This is a genomic window from Deferribacter abyssi, from assembly GCF_049472655.1.
GTDB lineage: Bacteria > Chrysiogenota > Deferribacteres > Deferribacterales > Deferribacteraceae > Deferribacter > Deferribacter abyssi.
In genome coordinates this window covers 1-17732 of record NZ_JAQNCS010000025.1, presented here as the reverse complement: position 1 = coordinate 17732, position 17732 = coordinate 1, and the positions used below count along the sequence as shown (strand labels likewise).

14 protein-coding genes and 1 pseudogene are annotated in these 17732 nt (G+C 29.9%); 9 read left to right on the top strand and 6 right to left on the bottom strand.

The window, feature by feature from the left end; genetic code table 11:
• Positions 1-213: pseudogene (locus OWK30_RS10975) on the bottom strand (hypothetical protein); the annotation flags it as partial.
• Between the two features lies 1 nt (position 214).
• Complete coding sequence (locus OWK30_RS10970) at positions 215-1225, bottom strand: integrase domain-containing protein (protein ID WP_423326449.1); 1011 nt, start codon at positions 1223-1225, stop codon at positions 215-217.
• Positions 1226-1355: 130 nt separating this feature from the next.
• On the opposite strand from OWK30_RS10970, the gene OWK30_RS10965 reads away from it, so the two are divergent.
• Together OWK30_RS10965 and OWK30_RS10960 are read left to right on the top strand one after the other, a co-directional pair.
• Complete coding sequence (locus tag OWK30_RS10965) at positions 1356-1655, top strand: HigA family addiction module antitoxin (protein WP_423326447.1); 300 nt, start codon at positions 1356-1358, stop codon at positions 1653-1655.
• A 718-nt stretch (positions 1656-2373) separates the two neighbouring features.
• Positions 2374-2703 carry a hypothetical protein gene (locus tag OWK30_RS10960; RefSeq protein ID WP_423326445.1) on the top strand — a complete coding sequence of 110 codons (330 nt, stop codon included), beginning with the start codon at positions 2374-2376 and terminating at the stop codon, positions 2701-2703.
• Between the two features lie 10 nt (positions 2704-2713).
• On the opposite strand, the gene OWK30_RS10955 is transcribed toward OWK30_RS10960, so the two are convergent.
• On the bottom strand, positions 2714-3673 hold the full coding sequence (locus OWK30_RS10955) for a ParM/StbA family protein (RefSeq protein ID WP_423326443.1): 960 nt from the start codon (positions 3671-3673) through the stop codon (positions 2714-2716).
• A gap of 139 nt (positions 3674-3812) precedes the next feature.
• Between OWK30_RS10955 and OWK30_RS10950 the strand changes: the two genes are divergently transcribed.
• From OWK30_RS10950 to OWK30_RS10940, 3 genes are read left to right on the top strand one after another with little or no spacing between them, the layout of a single operon-like run.
• Positions 3813-7166, top strand: coding sequence for a helicase-related protein (locus OWK30_RS10950; RefSeq protein ID WP_423326441.1), 3354 nt, complete (start codon positions 3813-3815; stop codon positions 7164-7166).
• A 1-nt stretch (position 7167) separates the two neighbouring features.
• Positions 7168-10695: an Eco57I restriction-modification methylase domain-containing protein gene (locus OWK30_RS10945; protein ID WP_423326439.1), complete on the top strand. Its 3528-nt coding sequence runs from the start codon at positions 7168-7170 to the stop codon at positions 10693-10695.
• A gap of 23 nt (positions 10696-10718) precedes the next feature.
• Complete coding sequence (locus OWK30_RS10940) at positions 10719-11570, top strand: DUF3800 domain-containing protein (protein WP_423326437.1); 852 nt, start codon at positions 10719-10721, stop codon at positions 11568-11570.
• Between the two features lie 195 nt (positions 11571-11765).
• Here OWK30_RS10940 and OWK30_RS10935 read toward each other — a convergent pair whose 3' ends face one another.
• Together OWK30_RS10935 and OWK30_RS10930 are read right to left on the bottom strand one after the other, a co-directional pair.
• The gene (locus OWK30_RS10935; RefSeq protein WP_423326435.1) at positions 11766-12494 is read right to left on the bottom strand and encodes a hypothetical protein; all 729 of its coding nucleotides are present in this window, start codon (positions 12492-12494) and stop codon (positions 11766-11768) included.
• A 322-nt stretch (positions 12495-12816) separates the two neighbouring features.
• Positions 12817-13218 carry a hypothetical protein gene (locus OWK30_RS10930; RefSeq protein ID WP_423326433.1) on the bottom strand — a complete coding sequence of 134 codons (402 nt, stop codon included), beginning with the start codon at positions 13216-13218 and terminating at the stop codon, positions 12817-12819.
• A 351-nt stretch (positions 13219-13569) separates the two neighbouring features.
• Here OWK30_RS10930 and OWK30_RS10925 point away from each other — a divergent pair, with 351 nt between their 5' ends.
• The gene (locus tag OWK30_RS10925; RefSeq protein ID WP_423326431.1) at positions 13570-14166 is read left to right on the top strand and encodes a hypothetical protein; all 597 of its coding nucleotides are present in this window, start codon (positions 13570-13572) and stop codon (positions 14164-14166) included.
• A 215-nt stretch (positions 14167-14381) separates the two neighbouring features.
• The gene (locus OWK30_RS10920) at positions 14382-14933 is read left to right on the top strand and encodes a hypothetical protein (RefSeq protein WP_423326429.1); all 552 of its coding nucleotides are present in this window, start codon (positions 14382-14384) and stop codon (positions 14931-14933) included.
• 180 nt (positions 14934-15113) lie between these two features.
• On the opposite strand, the gene OWK30_RS10915 is transcribed toward OWK30_RS10920, so the two are convergent.
• Positions 15114-16232, bottom strand: a complete 1119-nt coding sequence (locus tag OWK30_RS10915) for an AAA family ATPase (protein WP_423326427.1) — start codon at positions 16230-16232, stop codon at positions 15114-15116.
• A gap of 540 nt (positions 16233-16772) precedes the next feature.
• Between OWK30_RS10915 and relB the strand changes: the two genes are divergently transcribed.
• Positions 16773-17000 carry a type II toxin-antitoxin system RelB family antitoxin gene (relB, locus tag OWK30_RS10910; RefSeq protein WP_423326425.1) on the top strand — a complete coding sequence of 76 codons (228 nt, stop codon included), beginning with the start codon at positions 16773-16775 and terminating at the stop codon, positions 16998-17000.
• A complete protein-coding gene (locus OWK30_RS10905; protein WP_423326424.1) occupies positions 16990-17256 on the top strand; it encodes a type II toxin-antitoxin system RelE family toxin in 267 nt (88 codons plus the stop codon). Before relB ends, OWK30_RS10905 begins: the two co-directional genes overlap by 11 nt.
• Positions 17257-17732 lie beyond the last annotated feature (476 nt).

Below are 17732 nucleotides of genomic sequence, written 5' to 3'. Positions count from 1 at the left end.
GCTTTTGCTCATTTCACCTTTTCTTACAAGTGATAAAATATGATGATAAAAACCGTTGATCTCATTCTGGCTTAAATTGTTAAGATCTTTAAGAGTCGTTCTCTCTTCCAAAAATGGGAAAAAATAATTTTTTAGCAGTCGATAATCTTGCTTAACAGTCGTTTTACTGCCTGTCACTCGATACCGTCTAACAAATTGATCCCACAATCTCATTTTATTTCCCCAGATAATAATTTGTTACATCAATTCTGTGATGTCCAAGCTCTTCGGAGATTATCATCCTGGCTTCATAATCAAGGTCTTTTGCTTCATCTATACTTATCTGATAATATTCTGCCATAACTTCAAGATAAGACCCGTTTGTAAAACCTGATACAACCGGTGCATCAAAGCCCGTCAGTTCAAGATACCTATTTTGAGCATAAGCATGCCTCTCACCATGAAAATGATAATTACAATTAAATCTTTCATTAAAGTCTTTTACAACATTGTAGGCAAAATTCTGCCATTTGTTAAATGAATAATCATCAGGAATGAGAGACTTTGTATAACCAAATTCATTTTTTAAATTTTTAGCATAGCTTAAAAGTTCATAACCTTTTTCATCACGGATAGGCACTTGTCTTGGCTGCCCACCTTTTGTCCCCTTTACTACGTCAAGTAAGTGATCTCTTTTGTGAATACCTTTTGCATCATGCAAAGCCGATTCTTTAAATCTCAAACCAAATTCTCTTTCCATTTCAACCTGAATCCGTAATGCCTCAAATCTATGATCACCAGTTGATATAAATTTCTCTGTCAGATAGTTAGTAAACTGCTTATGAAGATTGTAGTTTACACTTCTGTCTATGTTGTAATATCTTGTTCCTCTGTTCAATCCTTCTGCTTCTGCTGAAAGCTTTAAGGTATCTTGCCCATAATGATCAAAAATCCTATTTAGCGAAGAAATTATATTAGCTGCATGTGCTTTTGAAATGTCGCCATCTCCTACTTCATCGCGAAGGTATTGAGCAAACTCTTTCATGTGTTCTGGATGAAGTTTTGCAAGGTTTTTTAACTCCAGCTCTTCCTTTGCGAACTTTGCAAGTTTTCTGATTGCTGTTACAGTCTTTTTGATTGTTCCCTCATTACCTGACCTCACAACTTCTTTTGCCAGTCTAAATGCTGCAGGTTTCCTCGATAAATCTTTTTCTCCAATAAAATTTCTCTTCAACTTTACCTTCATGGTCCCCTCCTTTTTAGTTCTCCTTACCTTTCAAAAATAATTAAGAACACAGGTCAATGAAATTTTTACTATTTCTTGCATCATTATTATAAGTAATATAAAATGAACAAACGATACGGAGGGATATTGTATGTCATTTGAATTAAAAAGGATGCCAACACATCCCGGGGAAATCTTAAGAGAAGAGTTTTTAATTCCACTTGGGATGTCGCAAATGAAACTGGCAAAAGAATTACATGTTACATACAGAAAGATAAACGAAATAATAAATGAAAAGCGATCTATCAGTCCTGATATGGCACTGAGATTGGCCAAATATTTCGGTACTACTCCAGAGTTTTGGATGAATTTACAGATAAAATACGATCTTTATAAAGCAAGTAAAAAGACTAAAATTGAACAGATTACACCTTTAGCAAAGGGAAATTAAAAGCGCAGGGTCATCACCCTGACAATTTTATTCAATTTTTCTTAATTTTTCTCATCACCGTGATTGCCTGAGCCGATGCAATGAACCTTTTTAGCGATAATCCTACGAGTTTTAAGGCACCCGTACAGCCCTCGGCAATCTATATTGAACCGGACGAACCGGATTATAAGGGGTAATTTCCGATGGTAGATAGCGTGAATATCGGCACTTTCACGGTTACAGACAACATGACCGTTGTTGAAAAAGTAGCATGTTATCTGTTTATCTGCCACCTAATCCAATTTTTCTGTTTTTTCTGTGTAATCAAATAGGTTATTATGGAAGTATTTACAATAAGTTATGCGATCATCCGTCAATCGTTCACCTTGTCAAGCAAGGTGAACGATTGACTACTTCCTCAAGCTTACAAAAAACTTTCCTGAAATTTCCTAAAATAAATCAAAAGAATGTCAGAATATACCTGCGGTATTTCCTTGTAATCAAAAGTTTTATCCGCACAGCGGTAATGAAGTTACTTTGTACAGTATGACCTATATAAAAATGTGCAAGCACTTTTTTATTCAGAATTATGTACTGTTATTCATTTTTTTCAGAAAACTGTTCTAACGCTACTTATTAACCACTTAATCGCCACTTTTTATCTACATATTTGCTACTTTTTATTGACCTGTGCCTTTTAATAATTGTTGTAGAATTGTTGTTTATGAAGGAGGGAGGGATGAAGAAAAAATATACTTTTACAGCGAATAGTGATTATAACAGCACGCTTATGGATTTTTTAGAAAATATTCCTCAACCATATCGAGGAAATGTGATTATTGATATGTTAACCGATTATCTGATATTAATACAACAAAGAGCAGTAGATACTCCACACTCAAAATATTTAAAAAATAAAAAAAATGATGATGTAAAACAAACAGATAATCCTGTATTTAAAGAAAAAGCTCCTCTACCCAAGATAAAAAAAGAAAAAGAGAAAAACATCATCAATATAAATGATATTGATCTCTCTTACGACGATTTAATGAGTGAATTTGATGAATAGAGGGCAGCTTTTACTGCCCTTTGCTGTTGATTTGATTTTGCATGATATAGAAAAATCCTCTTGCATTACTAAATTCAGAATTAGTAGGAATGTAAATGAGATTATAATATTTTTCAGGCAGAAAATCCTTGATATGATAAGCTCCCCCACCAGCAAGAATGATGATGTCAGACTTTTTTATTTTATCATCATACATGCCTATCAAATTTTGAATAATTGTATCAGCATACCACCTTTTAAGCTTTGAGATTTCTTCTGTCAATGAAATCTCCTTCCCATATAAAGTGATACATTCTTGTGTTAATGCAGAAATGGTTTCCTGCTCAGTCAATTCCAGTTCATATTTAGACTGAATTATTTTTTGTAATTCCACTACCAGCATACTCAGACCTTTTTTAATCATCCCTCTTGAGTCAGCTTTTTTTACCTTACCGTTTTGAATGACAATGAATTCAATTGTATTGTATCCTACATCGACAACAATTCCATTGGTAATAGCAACATTATCTGTAAACAGATAGTCAAAAAAACATCCTACGCCTTGTGCAAAGATTTTTACATCAGCAGATATTGAGATATCATTAACAGCGAATTTTTTTAATCTATGATGCATATTATCAATTTTTTCCCTGGTATAGTAAGATAAAGGTAGACCAAGACCAATCACCGTATTCGAATAATCAATATTAAATTTCTCAATGATGTAATAAAGAACCAATGGAGAATATTTGTACAAGAATTCATAACTTGTGGTAACAATTGCATTCGCTTTTGCAATATCTCCTACAGAGTATAATTGCCCTTCAAAAGAGAAAGATATTTCTTTTTTAAATAAGGTCCCATCTGAATAGTTTTCAGATGAAATCGATGCAATTGCGGTAGGAAACTTTTCCTGCCGCAATCCGCCACCTTCAGAGAACACTACCTTAACATCACCATAGCCGATATCAACACTAACAACCTTTCTCATAAAACCCTCATTCTACAAAAATCCCTTTCTTCTGAGAAATTATAAGACAACAAGTCAATGAAAAATTTATAAAAACTTTTTTCAAATCATCGTAGAATTTTTTATTATTTGTGATATAATTTATCCATTAATGAGTTAGGTGGGTATCTTGAGTAATTTTATTACTAATCATTCTGAAAAGAAATTAAGTAAGAGGATAAATACTCTCATTACAGCAAGTAATGAATTAAAATTTCTTGTAGGATTCTTTTATTTTTCTGGAATTCGTGAACTAATTGATTCTTTAAAAATAAACAATAAAACATTTTTGAAAATTTTAGTGGGTTTAAATGTTGATAAAATTAACGGGAAAATTATTGAAGTTGATAAAGTATCTGAGCAAATGTCTTTGCAAGAATTTATAGAAAATTATTTATCGGATGTAAAATCAGCAATTAATAATGATGAGTTTGATAATAAGGAGTTTTATGAGCAGGTAAAATTTTATATTGAACTTATTATTAATGACCGGGTTATTATCAGAAAAACAAGAGAACCAAATCATGCAAAGCTTTATCTTTTTAAATTAGATGAGACTCAAGTAGGTAAGAGAAATCTATTTATTACAGGCAGTAGCAATCTCACAAAATCAGGCTTAACCTCTCAAAATGAGTTTAATGTTGAAATAAGTGACTATGGTTTTAAAGATGCTGAAAAATATTTTGATGAGTTATGGGAAGACTCAGTTGAGATTACTGAGCGAAATGAAATTAAAAAGCAGTTAGTAGGAATAATTAAGAACGAAACACTGATAAAAGAAATAACTCCCTTTGAGGCTTACTGTTTTGTATTGAAAACCTATATTGATACTTATGAAGAAACTCAGAAAAAAGTTGATATCAAAAGCATTATAAAAAGTGCTGGATATAAACCTTATAATTATCAAATTGATGCTGTAAAACAAGCCCTATCGATAATTGAAAAACACAACGGAGTGATAATTGCTGACGTGGTTGGTCTTGGAAAAACTGTTATTGCATGCCTAATAGCTGCAGCTTCTAAAAAAAGAGGTATAGTAATATGTCCTCCTGGATTGGTTGGAGATGAAAATAAAACTGCTGGTTGGAAAAAATATCTTGAGGATTTCAGATTATTTGACTGGGATGTCAGATCCGTAGGGAAGCTTGAAGAAGTATTAGACTATGTAAAAAGACACGATGATATAGAGATGATTATTGTGGATGAAGCTCACAGGTTTAGAAATCAAGATACTTATAATTATCATTTGTTAGAAAATATATGCAGAAATAGAAATGTGGTACTTTTAACAGCTACACCTTTTAATAATAGACCCAATGATATTTTTTCGTTGCTCAAGCTCTTTATAATACCAAAAAAGTCTACCATTACGATAGATAATAACTTGGAGTTCTTGTTTGCAAAGTTGGAAGCTTTATTTAAAGATTTAGGGTATATCAAAAGGCACTACAATAGTGTTGATCCTCAAAAAAAGAATACCGCTTTGAAAAAATATGAGAAAATATACGGTAAAAAAACAATTGATTTATCAGATATAGAAAGTGACATAAGACACATTTCAATGCTTATTAAAAACTATATCGAACCAGTAACAATAAGAAGAAACAGATTGGATTTGATTAAAAATCCAAAATACAAAAAGGAAATAAAAGACCTATCAGAAGTTCAGCCTCCCATTGAGTGGTTTTATGAGTTAACAAAAAATCAAAGCCTTTTCTATGACAAAGTAATTAACGAGTATTTCAGCGGAATTGAGCTTGGCGGCAAGTTCCACGGTGCAATTTACAGACCATTTGAATATGAGAAATCTGTAAGTTTAGATGATGAAAACAGAGGAAAGGATGACTTTAGAGAGTATATGCAGCAAAGGAACTTATTTGATTTTATGAGGAGGATGATTGTAAGAAGATTTGAAAGTTCCTTTGGCGCTTTTGTAAAGTCTATAGAGAATTTTCTCAGAATACATAAACTTGTATATGAGTTTATAGAAAAAACAGGAGAATATATACTTGATAGATCTCTGATAGAAAAAATATATGATGCTGATTTAGATGAAATTGAAGAAGCTTTAAAAGAGTATGAGGAAAAAATAATCAAATATGGAAAGAAAAGTGATATTTATCCAAAGAAGCATAAACGCTATAAAGTAGAAAAATTTAAAAATAAGAATTTTCTAAAAGATATTAATGAAGATATTTTGCTTTTTGAATCAATCCTTGAAGATGTAAAATCCTTAAAACTTACTCAAAATGATCCGAAAATTGAGAGCCTCATCGCAAATATTAAAAAGATATTCGAAAAAGAGCCTGATAGAAAAGTAATAATTTTTTCTGAATTTACTGATACAGTTAGGTATTTGGCTGGGCCGTTAAATAAAGCTTTTAATAACAGAGTGTTAGTCGTTGACGGCGCTCTTGGAGTAACAAAGGCTAAAGAAATTTATGAAAACTTTGATGCCTCATATGAAAAGAAAAGTAACGATTATGACATTTTACTATGTACAGACAAAATTTCTGAAGGATTTAATCTTAACAGGGCGGGAATAGTTATAAATTATGACATTCCATGGAATCCGGTAAGGGTTATTCAGCGGCTTGGTAGAATCAATAGAATAGGTAAAAAGGTATTCGACAAATTATACATAGTAAATTTTTTCCCAACTGAGAAAGGTGCAAATATTGTAAAATCCCGAGAAATAGCTGCAAACAAAATGTTTATGATTCATAATATATTGGGAGAGGATGCAAGGATTTTTGATGAAAGTGAAGAAATTAGCCCATCAGAACTTTATTCCAAAATAATGACTAACCCAGAAGAGCTTGAAGAAGAAAGTTTTTATACAAAAGTTCTCAATAAATATGAAGAAATCAAAAAAAAGTATCCTCAAGTCATTGAAAATATACAAAAGTTTCCTTATCGCATAAAGGTTGCCAAGAAATATGAAAAAGATGAGCTTTTAGTTTTTTATAAGAAAAATAGGTTATTTGTTCTTGGAATTGATTATAATAGTCCTGACAAAAAAATTAAAAGTTTTTCATTAGAAGAAGTTATCCCAAGAATAGAAGTTGATTATGATGAGCAGAGAATAGCTTTTAGTGAGAGTTTTTGGGATGAGTATGAAAAAATTAAAAATTACAAAGAGCCGTATCGCAAACCTACTTCAGAACTAAGCATAGAAAAAAAAGCTTTTAATAATATTGACTACTTGTTGAGCCTAAAAGATGAAAAGATTTTTAAATATTTAAAATTTTTAAGGTCATTAAAAGAGGATATGCTAAATTATGGTACATTGTCAGATTATACACTTCGTTTGATTGCAAACTTAGATCCCAAAGATTCCGAAAAGTTTTGGAATGAGCTTGACAATCTCTATAATACTCTTGGTGAAGATTATCTTGAAAAACTAAAAAATAGAGAACTAAATCTTAAAAGAGAGATAATCATTGCTATTGAGAACAGAAATATAGGGGTATGATATGGATATCAAAAAAAGACTTCAAGAAATCATAGAAAATTTTAACATCAATAAATTTCATAAAGTTTTTGAAGATAAGAATTATGCTTACACCCGTATAAATGAACATCTTGATTATGCAGAATTCAAGAAAGAGGGGTTTTCCGATTTATTATTGCTTGGTGAAATGCCCATAGATGAGATAGATACTCTGGCAGTTGTTGGTGTAAAAGTAAATAAAACACTTACTGAAAGAAGTGGAAAGAGAAAGCAGTTTGATCTTGCCAAAAAGATTTTAAAAGATAATTGGCATTATAAAGCAGGGATTTTTATTTTTTATGATGACAAAGGTGATTTTAGATTTTCTCTTATTCACAAAATACATGAAGGTAAAAAGGAAAAGCTCAGTAGTTATAAAAGGTACACTTATTTTGTTTCCAAAAACTTTACAAATAAAACTTTTATCAACCAGCTAAATGAAGCTGATTTTACCTCTCTACAAAGTTTAAAAGAAGCGTTTAGCTTAGCTAAAGTTACTAAAGAGTTTTACAGCGAGATTTCAAATTGGTTTCATTATGCTTTGGACAAAGTGAAGTTTCCCAATGATTTACCGGAGCTAAAAGACACAGAACAAAGAAATAAAATAAATCTTATCAGATTATTAACAAGACTGATTTTTGTATGGTTTATTAAAGAGAAAGGTCTAATTCCAGAAAAAATCTTTGACGAAGAATTCTTAAGAAAGATTTTAAAGGATTTTAAATCATCATCAAACTCACATTATTTCTACAACGCCATTCTACAAAATCTCTTTTTTGGTACACTGAATAGACCTATTGATGATAGAGGCTTTGCAGAAAACAAAGATTTCTTGGAAAATAGGACAACATATTGGATAACAAATTATTACCGATACGAAGAAATGTTAAACATCAGTAAAGAAGAGTTTAAAAAGCTTTTTGATATCACCCCATTTTTAAATGGTGGTCTTTTTGAGTGTCTTGATATGGAAATAGAAGGCAAGAAAGTATATATAGATGGATTTTCAAGAAATCCTAAAAAGAGAGCAATAGTTCCTGATTATTTATTCTTTAACGAGGAGAAAAGAGTAGATTTATCAGAATTTGGCCTCGGCAAATCGGTTAATTTTAGAGGTCTTATTGGTATTTTAAAGTCATACAACTTTACCATTGATGAAAATTCTCCTTTTGATGAAGAAGTCGCGTTGGATCCTGAGCTTCTTGGGATGGTTTTTGAGAACTTGTTAGCATCCTATAATCCAGAGACTTCTGAAAGCGCAAGAAAAGCAACTGGTAGCTATTACACCCCAAGGGAAATAGTAAACTTTATGGTGGATGAATCTCTATTTTATTATTTAAAAAATAAAATCACAGAGTTAGATAATGACACTTTAAGATCAATAATCTCCTACAATGATGAAGAAATAAATTTATCTGATTCTATTAGGAGCAAAATTGTAAAAGCCATAGCAGAGCTAAAAGTCATAGATCCAGCCTGTGGTTCAGGTGCTTTTCCTATGGGTATGCTGCACAAACTTGTCTATATCCTGCAAAAAGTTGATCCAGATAACAAGCTTTGGGAAAATATACAAATTGAAAATGCGATAAAAGAGACTGAAGAAGTTTTTCATAGTGAAAGTGATAAAGCTGAGCGAGAAAAACGATTAAAAGAGATTAATGAAGCTTTTGATAAGCAAGTAAATTATCCTGACTATGCAAGAAAACTTTATTTAATTGAAAACTGTATATATGGCGTTGATATACAGCCAATAGCTGTACAGATAAGTAAATTGAGATTTTTCATATCTCTTGTAGTAGATCAAAAAGTTTATGATACGAAAGAAAATAGAGGTATTTTAGCTTTACCAAACCTTGAGACAAAATTTGTAGCTGCAAATACTCTTATTCCCATTACAACAGGTGGGCATATAGCGTACACTCCTGAAGTTGAAAGAATAGAAAATGGAATAAAAAATCTCAGACATAGATATTTTTCTGCAAAAACATCAAGTGCTAAAAAATCTATTAGGGAAAAAGATAAAAAATTAAGACAACAGTTGAAAAAGGAACTTATGGAATTGGGTTTGACTGAAAATACCAGTTCATTGATTGCAAAATATGACATTTTTAATCAGAATACTTATGCTAATTGGTTTGATCCTGAATGGATGTTTGGAGTTTCTGATGGATTTGATATTGTTATTGGTAATCCACCGTACATTAAAGAATACACTCATAAAAAAGCATTTGATGGTTTAAGAAATTCTCCTTATTACAAAGGAAAAATGGATATTTGGTATTTTTTTGTTTGTGTAGGAATCGATTTGTTGAAAAATGGAGGAATTTTAACATTTATTGCACAAAATAATTGGACAACTAGTTTTGGAGCTTCAAAAATGCGGGACAAAGTTATTAAAGAAACAAAGATACTCCAATTGATTGATTTTAATGATTATAAAATATTTAAAGATGCGGGTATTCAAACAATGATTATGATATTTCAAAAAGACAATAAGACAGATAATTATACCTTTGATTTAAGAAGGATTATTAGCAAAAAACCAACTTTTAAAGATGTATTAGACTTATTACAAAGAAATCCAAATCCTAACAATGAGTATTTAACGCCTATTATAAATAGAAAAAACTTTATAGGTAAGAGTATAAGTATCTCGGATGATTTAACCGAATCAGTTCTCCAAAAGATTTCAGAAAAAGGTTGCATTAATTTAACTGAAAATGAAATTTCTCAGGGTATTGTTATACCTCAAGATTATGTAATAAACAGACATTTAAACTTTATTGGGGATAAGGCCAACATAGGAGATGGAATTTTTGTAATAAGTGAAAAAGAAAAAAACAATATTTCTTTTAATAAAAATGAATTAGAAATAATAAAACCGTATTACACCACGAAAGAATTAAAGAAGTATTATGGTAATATAAAGAATTCTGAATGGATAATATATACCGATTCGTCTTTCAAAAATGTATTAAAAATGAAATATTATCCCAATATCAAAAAGCACTTGGATAAATTTCAGGCTGTTATAACATCAGATAATAAACCATATGGTTTACATAGAGCACGGAATGAATGGTTTTTTCAAGGTGAAAAAATTATATCTGTTAGAAAGTGTGAAGAACCAACCTTTACTTATACGGATTTTGATTGTTATGTTTCAGCAACTTTTTATATAATAAAAACTGATAGATTCAATTTAAAGTTTTTGACAGGCATCCTAAACTCTAAATTGATTAAGTTTTGGTTAAGGCATAAAGGAAAAATGCAAGGTAAAAACTTTCAAATTGATAAAGAACCTATGCTAAACATTCCCTTGCCATCAGTTAAACTAGAAAATCAGAATATAGTTTTACAAATAGAGGCTTTAGTTGAAAAAATTATTGCTACAAAAAAAGAAGATTTTGAAGCAGATATAAGTGAACTAGAAAGAAAAATTGATGTTTTGGTTTATCAATTGTATGAGTTAACAGATGAAGAAATTGAAGTGATTGAAAATGAAAAATAGAAATAAAGCTAGTAAGAAAGGATATGTCAACCTATTTTTGTTTTAGTGATGAAGCTGGCTATTATAAACAGGATATGTCTAATAGACAATTACGTAGTCATCCATTTTATGTTAGAGTAACTCTAATGATGAACTCTAATGAGTGGAAAACACTTAATGATGAGTTTCGTAAACTTAAAGAAGAATATAACCTTCCATTAGCAAAAGAATTAAAATGGTCGTATCTTTGGTTACTACGGAAATTTAAAAATAAAGAGATACCAGATGATCATGAAATCAAATTTTTAGATAATTTTAATTATCACACATTAGTTGAATTTGTAGAAAAATCTTTAATGTTAATTAATAGGCTGAAATATAAGAAAATTATTGTAACCTATACAAGAAATTCAAAAAATTATAAAATTAAAGAAAAGGAAATGTTAAAATTCCATTTGCAAGAACATCTTCAAAGAATTCAAATGGAATTACAATTTAATAGAGAAAACTTGGCTGTGCTTTTTATCGATCCAATTAATAATGAGAAAAATGAGTTTTTGAGAAAAATTTATTTTGATTTATACAACAATGGTGACTTCATTAAAAATTATAATTGTATTAAAGATAGTTTGAATATTGAAAATTCACATCATTCAGTAGGTATTCAAATTACCGATTATATTGCAGGTGTATTCTTATCTTTTTTAAAATCATCTAAAAGGGAAAAAAATTATTTTCAGGGAATGCAAATGTTTTTTAATTATATTTATCCTAACCTTAGACGTGTTTTAAATGGAAATGTTATAGGTTATGGAATAAGAGAAGTTCCAAAAGATGACGAAGAAAGACAATGGTGTATGAAAAAATTAAAAGAATTAGAATCTGTGACCCTGTAACGTAATTTGTGTAAAATCCTTCTTAGCCCCATTAAGGCATATTAACCATTCGTAAACCTACCAACTCTCCTCTAAAATAAATATATTGTTGTGGGGATATAGAAAATCTGTCCCTATAAGAAGAGCTTACACAGTTTTTATTACAGGGTCTTGAAATTCCAATATAATGAAATAACTGCCAAACAAAGTGTCTTTTTACCTCTTATTACAGTTATTGTTTCTATTATGTTCAAAATTTTCTAAAGCTTTGTTTAAATCTTTTTTTAATATATTTAGTAGCTTAATTAAAAAATTGTAATTGTCCAAATTATAGTCATCATTAAAATAGTCCTTATTTTTGACATCCCATAAATGAATATTGTCTCTCAAAGCTTTTATTTTTAATAATTTATTTTGAAGTTCTGGTGGCATACGAATTAGACCTTTTTGACTTAAAGTATATAGTAGTTTTTCAAATGGATATTTGTTTGCTTTTTTAAGATAAAAATTACAGCTATCATTGTTTTTACAAACTCTATTATTTACCATACAATATGAATGACATTTATTAGCAATTCCATATAGAAGTGATTCAATAATTGAAAAGATGTTAATTATAGCAAACTTATAAAAAACTTTTCCAACTGATAATCTAATGTTGAAGCGATTTAATATATAATTAAACAGGTCTGATGCTTGTAATGCATAAGAAATATTTTTTACCAAAACTTCGTCTTCAAGCAAATCATATAATTTATACTTTTGTTCAAAGTAGTGAACAGTTCGGATATATCTTCTTGGTATCCGAATCTTTTCATCAGGCTTAAGGGGTATATTTTGATTTGGTATATCAATTCCATTATCCCTAAGAAAATTCTCTATATCATTAAGCTCTTCTGAAATCTTTTTTAATCTAGCTTTGAATTTTAATTCAAATCCATTCATGATTATTATTTTGACTTTTCATAATAATTTTAATTAATGATTATTTTATGTCAAGAAAATATTCTAGCAAATTTGCTTGGCAAAACTACTGATAAATAGAACATCCTACATCATATGATATACTGATATTGAAATTTGATGAAGATTTATAACAAAACTAAAAAATAAATGGGTTCATCACCGCTTCAAAGGAAGCGGGAGAGGATTTGTCCGTGGGCTGCATGATTAAATATAACTATTTTAAAGTAAGAAACAAGTGTTAAGAATAAAGCGACAAATAAGTGACTCTTTAAAAGATTTGCCTTGTTAGAAGTGACCACGCTTAAAATAAACCTCTTACCTTTGCCGTACACCAGGGCGAGATTGCGGTTATGCATAGAACCACGAGAAACAAATCTCCTTTTTTAACATTAAACACTTGCATAACATCCTTCCAAGATTTGCCTGCAATATAATGTCCAAAAATAAATTCAAATAGCAATGTAAGCACCACCCAAAACAGTCCAATTGTAATATATATTTTTGGCTCTGATGTACTAATAAATGGGATAAAAATTAATGAGACCACAAAAACAATAATTGCCAATGAAACACCGCTTAGAGGTAGAGCTAGATCTGATCCAATTATTGGAACTAGTATTTTCTCACGAAGCGCACCATTCATAATCGCAGCAACAACGATAACAAACCATATTCCCGTTGCTTTAAGTAGTATGCCAATCATTCGATTTATTGCTCCTAAATTATTATATTGCAGCCATCTGAACGTAAAATCTATATAAATTTTATCATTAGAGAGTTACTTCGTCAATTTATGGTGCATTGTAATATTTAATTAAAATGTCAGTTGTAATAAATGGCAACTACCTGAAATTTCCATCCTCAAATATGTACAAATCATATATTTTAAAAAAAATAATGAAAAATTTTAAAAAATTTTCTGAAAATTCGTAATTTTACATTGACTATCTTTTTTATTTCTATCGAAGCCAATCAATAAGAAAGGAAGGAGGTGAAATTATCAATTTTAAAAAACAGATTGGCTTGGAGTGTTTTTAAAAATGGAGGTGAAAAAATGAAAAAAACTTACAGAATTTATAATTCTACGTTTAGTTGTTATGATTATTATGAGGTTGATTATGACTTGGTAGCTAAAGCTTTAAATGAAAAATGGTCTATCGATGAATTTGTTGAAGAGATTGGAATGGGAATTGATGGTTTTAAAACTATTCTGTATTTTAATCCTATTGATCTAAAATACGAAGTGCACTTGCTCTCTTCAAATGAATTCTTGGCACCACCTGATTGTTATTTCTTATATCCCGTCTATGTATTACATGGAAAATATGATGTTCCGTTAACATACGAAGAGATTATTTCCAATAATTGGGAAGAGTTATTAGAAGAATTCAAAGAGTTTAAAGATTTTATTTCTACTAATTTCCCAAAATACCTCAATGATGTCCCCGATTGTGATACTACCGAGGAAATTTTGGACGAGATTGATGAGATTTATTTTGATTTGAGGTGGGATTTATGGAGCTATTGTCTTATAAAATACTATCTTTCCGAGGAGATTAGGGAAAGTTTTCCTGCTGTGGCTAATATACGCAGTTATATTGAAGAAAGTCTTGAGCCCTATGATGATATGAATGATGAAGAAGAGGATTAACAAACTAAAAAGCTAACCGATTGGAGCAGTATCTTTTGCTGCTCCAATTTTTATTCGGTGTTTATAATTAATAGTTATGTATTGATAAAAATTATAATGCTTTAATGAACTCAAATTTTTTTGACACTTATACCACTTGGTTGTCCAACTAAAAAGTTATAATTTGATTGTTGAAAAACATTGACATTCCATATTCTGGAATATAGAATAAAATTATGAAGTCAAAAGATTCAATTGCAAGAAATATACTTGTATTATCTGGTATCTTATTTGCTCAGAACAATTGGACATACAAAAGCCTTGGCGATATGCTTTCATTAAGTGCTTCAAGAGTTCATGATGCTGTAAAAGAACTTGTAAAATCCAATTTAATTGTAAAAACACAAGATAATATATTTAAACCAATTAAGAAAAATTGTTTTGAATTTTTTGTGTATGGAATACCTTATATTTTTCCTTTAAAAATTGGAGGAGAAGTTAGGGGGATACCTGCTTTCATTAGCGCAAAACCTGTTAGCGATAAAATAGTAGGTAATAGAATATATGTTTGGCCTTACTCAGAAGGCAATACTTTTGGTTTATCTATCGAACCAATTCATAAGAATGTACCCAAAGTTGCAATGGTTAGTGACAACTTGTATATGTTTTTTGTTATTCTGGACTGTTTACGGAGTAATAAAAGGCGGGAAAAGGATATTGCAAAAAAAGAATTACAAAAAATTTTAAATTTACAAATTATAGATGAGAACAAACATAACAATCCTTAAATATGCCGTTTTTAACAATTTGAACCCTTACGATTTCCTCTGTCAACTTTCAAAAAAAATAGATATAAGAAGTGCTTAAAGTGTCCGAATAAAACGATACGAAACGATATGGGCTATGACTAATTAAAGGTTATTATCATTTCAAATTATTATCAAAGGAAATTGAGTCTTTTTCTTTTCTTAAAATTCTTTCAACCATATTTCTAATATGGGGTCAACAAGCATCCATAACTTTGAATCTTTTTTTTCTATTAAATCAAGAGACTGCAATTTTTTTATAGAATTCTGTATAGCACTTATAGAACCAAGATTATATTTGCGCATATATTCTACAGCAAAAGGTGATTTTGTAGGCTCAATAGCAATAGCTCTCAATAACTGAATTTGTTTAGATGATAACCCTTGAATTACTGCTTCGTAAATTGGCTTTTCAGACAACAACATTTCATTAAATGCTATTTTTAGCACTTTTTCATCAACCTTGTTTTCTGCTAAATCAAAAACATAATAACAATATTTTTGCGAATAATAAGGATGGCATTTTGTTACTTCAAGAATGTTATCTATCAAACTTTCTGGAAAAGTCTTACCGTTTTGTTTAAATTGCTTTTTGATAAAATCTTTTAATTCATCATAAGGCAGAGCCTTTAATTCATATAAGTTTGCACTCTGATAAAAAGGGCGCTTAATATTACTAAACATATCTAATAAAATTCTTCTTCTACTACCAACAAACATAACGCTAATATTAAAAGTCTGAATATACCTCCTTAAAATGGCTTCAATCTGCAAAGAATTATCAATCTCGGTTATTTCTTGAAACTCATCAAAAGCAATATGAAGTTTTAACTCATTGTCGTTAACGATTTTTGATACAGATTCTAAAACATCTTCTAATAAATCAAGTCCATATAGGTTAGTAGATTTTGTCACACTAATAGTTACTCCACCAGAAGGATCTGGCTGAATTGTAGGCTTAAAAGAAGCAATTAATCGCATAAATTTATTTAATAATTTTTCATTTGAATAAACTATTTTATACAGGCTTTTTGATATTTTAGTCGCTATATCTTCAACAGAAGTAACTCCAAATAAATCACAGTAAACAGTTAAAAAACCCTCTTTCTGAATGAGGTGCTGAACTCTTTTTACCAGAGAAGTTTTCCCATATCTTCTTGGAGAGTATAATACGACATTAATGCCGTTTTTAGCAAAATTTACAAGGTCTTTCAGCTCTTTTTGTCTGTTGCAAAAAACACCATCTACCGGTATCTCATGTATTACAAATGGATTCCTCATTAATCACCTGGTTATCGTAATATAATTACTATATTTTAATAATTACACTACAATCATTAAATGTCAATAAAAAAGTATTGAAATATTCTTGCACAGACTAACATTGGTTCAAGAATGTTGCACAATGCATAAACAAACTTTGAAGGTAATAACTACATACCTAACATGTTGGCAAACAAGAGATTGCTTTGCTGTCGCTCGCAACGACTTGCAATATATGATGACGTTGTTATTTTTGCCATTGGGTGCCGGACTGTGTGATATTATTGTGATAAAATCTGTTATTTTGTGATTATACACAGTTATAAAATATCTTTAAAATTTGCGTTTTCTATACTCTGGTATAAATATTCATATGGCTATTAGTGGTTTTCGCATCCCGTCTACTCCTTTTTTCCAAAAATCTTGAGTGCTTTCATAAAATTTTATGAAAATTGACATTTAAATAGAGTTGCATAAACAATATATTGTTTATGTTAAAAAGATTGAAATTTTTTATTTTAATGTTATATTGTCATACAAGTATTACAGAGGTGTATCATGGGAAAAGCAATCAGTATTAGGTTACCTGATGATCTTAACAAAAGATTGGATATTTTAGCTAAAAAAACAAAAAGGACAAAAAGTTTTTATATTAGAGAAGCATTGTCTCAAACAATAGAAGATTTAGAAGATGCTTATTTGGCTGAAAAAGAGTATGAAGATTTTAAAAAAAGTAAAAAAGCACCAATTCCTCTTGAAGAAATAGAGGAAGAACTTGAATTATAAAATAGTTTTTACTCCCAATGCTAAAAAGCAGATAAAAAAACTTCCCAAAAAAGATGCTAAAAGAATATTGGATTTTTTAAAAAAACAAGAAATTAAGGAGAACCCCAGAGTTAAAGGAAAGCCTTTGAAGGGCAATTTGAATGAGTTTTGGAGATACCGAGTAGGAAATTACAGAGTGATTGTAAAGATAGAAGATAATCAATTGGTTGTATTGGTTGTTAGAATTGGACATAGAAAAAATATTTATCAAGATTAGTCATTATTACCTCAAAAGTTTTGTGACGTTATTTGTATAAGTCTTTATTTTGTTCTTTACAATATTAACTATTCGTAAGACTGTCGATCTTTCCTGATAATGCTGGTGGAATTATATTTTCCTTCTCAACCTTACATCTCATCTTCTTACTGTCTTTCTGTCAGTGCCAATTTTCTGAGTATTTGATAGATGTTTTTTTATAGTGCCTGTATTGCTGACATTCGGACAGTGATATCGTTTTTATTCGGACACCGTATTGCTATCATCAGGAGGATAAAAATCTTACACAAAATTAATTACACAATGTTTTTGTTTTTTTTAAATAAAACCAACCTACTTTTTATGAGAAAAGTTTTTATACTTGCATTATTCTACTAATATGGTAGAATATCGCAAATGCAAAGAATAGATAATAAAAACTTTAACCTAAATAATTTTCTATTAACTTTACTATCCAAAGGTAGATACTGTTTTAC